7 protein-coding genes are annotated in these 5,445 nt (G+C 59.7%); 3 read left to right on the forward strand and 4 right to left on the reverse strand.

Going from position 1 to position 5,445, the window contains the following annotated elements; genetic code table 11:
• Window positions 1-137 precede the first annotated feature (137 nt).
• Window positions 138-1,856 carry a bifunctional sulfate adenylyltransferase/adenylylsulfate kinase gene (locus tag VCB98_RS13515; RefSeq protein ID WP_346053421.1) on the forward strand — a complete coding sequence of 573 codons (1,719 nt, stop codon included), beginning with the start codon at window positions 138-140 and terminating at the stop codon, window positions 1,854-1,856.
• Window positions 1,857-1,986: 130 nt separating this feature from the next.
• On the opposite strand, the gene VCB98_RS13520 is transcribed toward VCB98_RS13515, so the two are convergent.
• Window positions 1,987-3,237, reverse strand: coding sequence for a type II toxin-antitoxin system HipA family toxin (locus tag VCB98_RS13520; protein ID WP_346053423.1), 1,251 nt, complete (start codon window positions 3,235-3,237; stop codon window positions 1,987-1,989).
• Window positions 3,234-3,473 (reverse strand): helix-turn-helix transcriptional regulator, encoded by a 240-nt coding sequence (locus VCB98_RS13525; protein ID WP_346053424.1) that lies wholly within the window; start codon window positions 3,471-3,473, stop codon window positions 3,234-3,236. The genes VCB98_RS13520 and VCB98_RS13525 overlap by 4 nt, the downstream gene beginning before the upstream one ends.
• Window positions 3,474-3,871: 398 nt before the next feature.
• Here VCB98_RS13525 and VCB98_RS13530 point away from each other — a divergent pair, with 398 nt between their 5' ends.
• Window positions 3,872-4,102 carry a DUF6364 family protein gene (locus VCB98_RS13530; RefSeq protein WP_346053426.1) on the forward strand — a complete coding sequence of 77 codons (231 nt, stop codon included), beginning with the start codon at window positions 3,872-3,874 and terminating at the stop codon, window positions 4,100-4,102.
• A complete protein-coding gene (locus tag VCB98_RS13535; protein ID WP_346053428.1) occupies window positions 4,092-4,523 on the forward strand; it encodes a PIN domain-containing protein in 432 nt (143 codons plus the stop codon). The genes VCB98_RS13530 and VCB98_RS13535 overlap by 11 nt, the downstream gene beginning before the upstream one ends.
• 159 nt (window positions 4,524-4,682) lie before the next feature.
• On the opposite strand, the gene VCB98_RS13540 is transcribed toward VCB98_RS13535, so the two are convergent.
• A complete protein-coding gene (locus VCB98_RS13540; RefSeq protein ID WP_346053430.1) occupies window positions 4,683-5,168 on the reverse strand; it encodes a GNAT family N-acetyltransferase in 486 nt (161 codons plus the stop codon).
• On the reverse strand, window positions 5,161-5,445 hold a 285-nt coding region (locus tag VCB98_RS13545), incomplete at its 5' end, for a type II toxin-antitoxin system TacA family antitoxin (RefSeq protein WP_346053432.1). The genes VCB98_RS13540 and VCB98_RS13545, both read right to left, overlap by 8 nt.

The following is a 5,445-nucleotide window of genomic DNA, read 5'->3' on the forward strand; positions in this document are numbered from 1 at the left end:
GGTTCTCAAGCGCGGCATCGTCCGCTGCGTAAACCGACTGCCTGAACCTGGAGTCACAGCTACAGACTGAATTTCTCTGCGTCTCAGCGTCTCTGCGCGAGTATCGATTTTTATTTTTTTAGTGAAGGAGTTCGATTGTGAGTGAGTCGCATTTGATTGAGCCGCATGGTGGCAAGTTGATGGATTTGTTTGTCGGTGAGGACAAGGCCGAGGCTTTGAAGAAGGAAGCCGTGGACTTGCCTTCCTGGGATCTTACCGATCGCCAGATTTGTGACCTGGAGTTGTTGCTGACCGGCGGTTTTTCGCCTCTGGATGGTTTTCTGCGTAAGGCGGATTACGACAGTGTGGTGGAGACGATGCGGCTGGCCGATGGCACGCTGTGGCCGATGCCGGTGATGTTGGATGTGAGCCGGGAGTTTGCCGAGGACGTGACGACCGGTACGCGGATTGCCCTGCGTGATGGCGAGGGTGTGGTCATTGCGATTCTGAATGTCGAGGACGCCTGGGAGGCGGATCGGGAAAAGGAGGCCGAGAAGGTCTTCGGGACCACCGACAATGCCCATCCAGGTGTGGCTCATCTGCTGGAGAACACCCAGCCCGTGTATCTCGGTGGTCGGGTCGAGGGCCTGGAAGCGCCCACCCATTATGACTTCAAGCATCTGCGTGAGACGCCCAAGGAGTTGCGTGAGCGGTTCGCCAAGTCCGGCTGGAACAAGGTGGTGGCCTTTCAGACCCGCAACCCCATGCATCGGGCGCACCAGGAGATCACCTTGCGGGCTGCGCGGCAGCTTGAGGCGAATTTGCTGATCCACCCGGTGGTGGGCATGACCAAGCCGGGGGATATTGATCATTACACCCGGGTGCGTTGCTATGAGCATATCCTACGTCGTTATCCGGAGCAGACCACCCATATGAGTCTCTTGCCGCTGGCCATGCGCATGGGCGGGCCACGGGAGGCGGTCTGGCATGCCATTATTCGCAAGAACCACGGCTGCACGCATTTCATTGTTGGGCGCGACCATGCCGGCCCTGGCAAGGGGTCCGATGGCGAGGATCTCTATGGGCCGTATGACGCCCAGGAGATGGTGAAGGAATACGCCGAAGAGTTGGGTATCGAGATGGTGCCCTTCCAGATGATGGTGTATGTGAAGGAGCGGGCGGAGTACGCGCCGATTGATGAGGTGGGCGAGGACGAGACGGCCTTGAAGCTTTCCGGCACCGAAGTCCGCCGGCGGCTGCAGGAAGGGCTGGATATCCCCGAATGGTTCTCCTACCCGGAAGTGGTGGAGGAGCTTCGAAAGACCCATCCGCCCAAGCACAAGCAGGGCCTGACCGTCTTCTTCACGGGGCTGTCCGGCTCCGGCAAGTCCACCATTGCCAATGCGCTCATGGTCAAGCTCATGGAGCAGGGCGGCCGTCGGGTGACGCTCTTGGACGGTGACCTGGTTCGAAAGCATCTTTCCAGTGAGCTGGGTTTTTCCAAGGAGCACCGGGATATCAATATCCGTCGGATTGGATATGTGGCGAGCGAGATCACCAAGAACGGTGGCGTTGCCATTTGCGCGCCGATTGCGCCCTATCGACAGACCCGCCGTGAAGTGCGTGCCATGGTCGAGGAAGTCGGTGGTTTCGTTGAAGTCCACGTCGCCACCCCCCTGGAAGTCTGCGAGGCGCGGGATCGCAAGGGGCTTTATGCCAAGGCGCGCAAGGGCATCATCAAAGAGTTCACCGGGATCAGTGATCCCTACGAGGAGCCGGAGAACCCGGAGCTTGTGATCGACACCCAGGATTGCTCACCGGAAGAGGCGGCGAATCGGATTCTGCTCAAGCTTGAGCATTTGGGGTATTTTCGCTAGTGGGTTAGGAAGTTCTGAGCTCTGAGGGGCTACCCCTCTTTTGTGAGAGCGACATTCCTGTCGCGACTGGGCTTTGATTGAGCGTTGTCGCGGCAAGCATGCCGCTCCCACAGGGTTGGGTTGTTGATACTTAGCCAAGCAGGATCCGTGCTTTTCGCTGGCGCCTTTCGATGATGCTGGTAATCCGTGAAAGGCTGGGGATTTCGCCGTGCTCGTCCTGTATGGATTCAGTCACTTCGGGTACCACTTCACTTAGCTTCTCCACCATGTCTTCCAGCGTCCTGAAGCTAAGCCGAGGATTGATGCCTGCACCCTTGCTCATGGTTTCGAAATGGTCACGACGAAGCCAGTCCGGACGTTGCTCGTCACCTATGCGCATGGCCATGCGCCGGCTCAGGCCGTCGATGGCATCGGTTGAGATGAGGTCGTAGGCGGGCGCCAGGGCCGGTCCCTGCTTTTCCAGTAGCAGGGCGAAGTTCTTGGCATGGGCGTCCATGTTGCCGATCAGCCAGTTGAACAGCACCCGCCGGAGCAGCTCAAGGCGGTCTGGTGCGGGGGTCACGGCATGGCGGGTGAGCAGCGCGAAGCAGTCGCCCAGGCTGGGTCCGCCTTCGGCCTCGTACTTCATGTTGGCTGGCTTGCCCAAGGCCTGGCAGAAATCCTCCTGGTGGAGACGGCGGATTTCGCCGGTCGAATCCAGGCGGCGGTCAAATCGTTCCACCAGATAAACCCGGGTGTCGTTCAACTGTAGTAGCGCGGCATCGGGCACGGATAGGCCAAGGGCGGCGGCAAGCTTCATGCAGAAATATTCGTTTTCGGCGATGCCTTCAAAGTCTCCCGCCGCCGGCTTGAGGATGACGTTGCTGGGCTTGGGCCCGAGTGGCAGGTGAAAGGTCCCCGCCTGGTCCCGGTACAGGGGGAGTTTGTCCTGGGCGCCGGCCAGGGAAAGGCGAATGCCGGCATCCCCGGCCAGCAGTGGACGGCGGGGGAGGTCGCGAATGATCCCGGCCAGTTCGTCTTCCTGCAGTTCTCGGTAGTCGCCGGCTCCGGGCGGGGGTGCATCCTCCGGGAGCAGACTGACTGCGCCGGCGCATTCCCCGCCCACGGCTTGGAGCAGGGCGAAATCATTGTCTTCGGACAATCCGAGGTGACGCGCAAGGCGGTTTCGCAATGGGCCCTCGGGCAGGAGGTTGCCGAAATAGGGGCGGGTGTGGCGGTCGTCGTAGGGCTGTTCGCCCAGCGGCAGGGACAGCGACAACGCGCCGTGTTCCGGTGCGGCGAGATACGCCTCGGCGTAGCGAAAGCTGAGCCCGCCGTCGTCAGACTGATCGAGATGGCCGATCAATCGCTCGTGGAGATATACCTGCAAGCGCCGGCTCATGCGCGCTCCCGGGGGCGCAGGCTCAGCTCCAGGCCAAGACCGGCCAGGATGTCCAGGGTCTTGCCGATCTGGGCGGTGGGCTTGCCTCGCTCCAGCTCCGCCAGAAAGCGCGTGCCGACCCCGCACACCATGGCGGCATCGGCCTGGGTCAGACCCAGGGCCTTGCGGCGCCGGCGGATGGCCGCGCCGAGGGTATCGACATCGGCAATATTCCCGGTCGGGATTGAATTGTCCATGATAACGCCTCTTGAGTAAAAATACTCCCGATAGGGGTTATTATTAGTGCGAGTGGCATTAAGTCAAGAAATATTCCCGATCGGGGGGATTTCTTACTGCGCTCACCGCCGTGGTAACTCGGCTGTTTGTTTGTCCGCTGATTCGGGCGGCTGTGGTGGGGGATTGCGTCATGGCGTGATCTTGGGGTGGGCCAAGCGGAATTTACGAATTGGTAAAGAAAGCTCTGATGTGGCGTGTCGCGATACGCCATTTCATGGCGCGATGGCCGGATTCGTGGCGCAGTAGTGCGGGGCGACGGCGTGAAGGGCTGGTTTTCCTGGGGGCTCCCAGTTGTACAGCGCCGTTACCTTGTGATTTAATGCACATAATGATGTGCAATTTTCACTCTGGAGGCCCCATGAAACGCAATATCACCTTGCGGCTGGATGAAGAACTGATTCGCCAGGCTAAGGTGCTGGCGGCTCGAGAGTCCACGTCGTTGAATCGTCTCGTCGTCCGGGAGCTTTCGCGGCTGGTCGGCCGAGACCAGGCGCGTGAACGAGCCCGACGCCGGGCGCTACGGGCTATGGAGGAAGGGATTCCCATGGGTGGTGGCCGTGTCTCGCGGGATGAGCTTCATGAGCGTTGAGACGGGTCCGCATTTTGTTGATACCAATATTCTGGTTTACGCCCATGACCGTGACGCCGGGATTCGTCATGAGGCGGCCTACCGGTTGATGTCGCGGCTTTGGGACTCGGACACTGGCATTCTCAGCACGCAAGTGCTTCAGGAATTTTATGTGACGGTGACGCGCAAGATTCCCTCACCTGTTTCGCCTGCTAGCGCTCGTGCCTTGATCGAGCCGTATACCAGTTGGCATGTTGAAACTGCTGAGCCAGTCGATGTGCTTCGTGCCTCGGAAATCCAGGAACGTCATCGGCTGTCGTTCTGGGATGCTTTGATTGTCGCCGTTGCTGACAAGGCAGGCGCGAAGATCATTTATAGCGAGGATTTGAATGCCGGCCAGCAGATTGAAGGAATGAAGATTGTGAATCCATTGAACGACTGAGTGCTATCTGTCGTACGGCGTACCACGAGGCACCAGACAGGAAGGGGCGATGGGATTGGCGGAGTGGGTTAATCCAGAAAGTGACCGCCACGGTTCTTGCTGCCTTAGTCCTCTCGGGCCTGGCTATGCTGGGCCGAGTGTTCGGCGGCTGAATGCCTGTCAGTCATTCCCGAGCATTAGATACAGCGTGAGGGGATTATCATCGCAGCGGGTAAATCCGTATTTCTGGTAAAACGCCGCGGCGGCGTCGTCTTTTGCGTCCACAACGATGGCGACGACTCCGACCGCTTTTCGGACCTCGCGGGCACGGGTAACCGCTGAACCGATCAAATATTTGCCGTATCCGTGTCGCTGGAAGGCGCTATCGACCGCTAATCGGCCCATCCGAATTACGGGGACTGGGTAACGCGGTAAACGCGCCTGGTGCTCAGGCGTCAGTTGGCTTGCTTCCAGCTGCCCCGTGCTTACCGTGTAGTAGCCGCGAATACGGCGGGGTTCATCAGAATCGACCAGGACATAGGTGCGTGAAACGCCCAGCTCCTGGTTTGGGCAGGCAAAGCGCCGGATGAAATGGTTGAGCTCTCTCGATCCGCAATCAAATTTTCGGCGCGCATGGTCTCGACTGAGCGGGACCTCTTCAAGCACGCCGCCGCACGTCCCTGGCGGCACTCTCCATCGCGTCGCGGAGAGCGTCGTTTGGGGCGAACGGACGATCCATTGCGTCCACAAAGGCGTCGAAATCGCGCTGCGAGAGCTGGATCCGGGTCTCGCGCTGGAGCACCTCATCGGCCCTCGCTTTCGCTGCGCTACGCATGAACGCAGACAGGCTCATGCCGGACGCGGCCGCGGCCCGGTTCAACAGTTCTTTTTCTTCCCGCTCCAGCTTTAAGTCAAAGCGCTCTTCTGCGGCAGCCATTTCGGT

Source organism: Natronospira elongata (genome assembly GCF_034931365.1).
Lineage (GTDB): Bacteria > Pseudomonadota > Gammaproteobacteria > Natronospirales > Natronospiraceae > Natronospira > Natronospira elongata.

Bases quoted from the DNA above. Each gene is read 5' to 3' on its own strand.
- VCB98_RS13520 (WP_346053423.1), bottom strand. From the start codon at position 3,237: ATGAGCCGGCGCTTGCAGGTATATCTCCACGAGCGATTGATCGGCCAT.
- VCB98_RS13525 (WP_346053424.1), bottom strand. From the start codon at position 3,473: ATGGACAATTCAATCCCGACCGGGAATATTGCCGATGTCGATACCCTC.
- VCB98_RS13530 (WP_346053426.1), top strand. From the start codon at position 3,872: ATGAAACGCAATATCACCTTGCGGCTGGATGAAGAACTGATTCGCCAG.
- VCB98_RS13535 (WP_346053428.1), top strand. From the start codon at position 4,092: ATGAGCGTTGAGACGGGTCCGCATTTTGTTGATACCAATATTCTGGTT.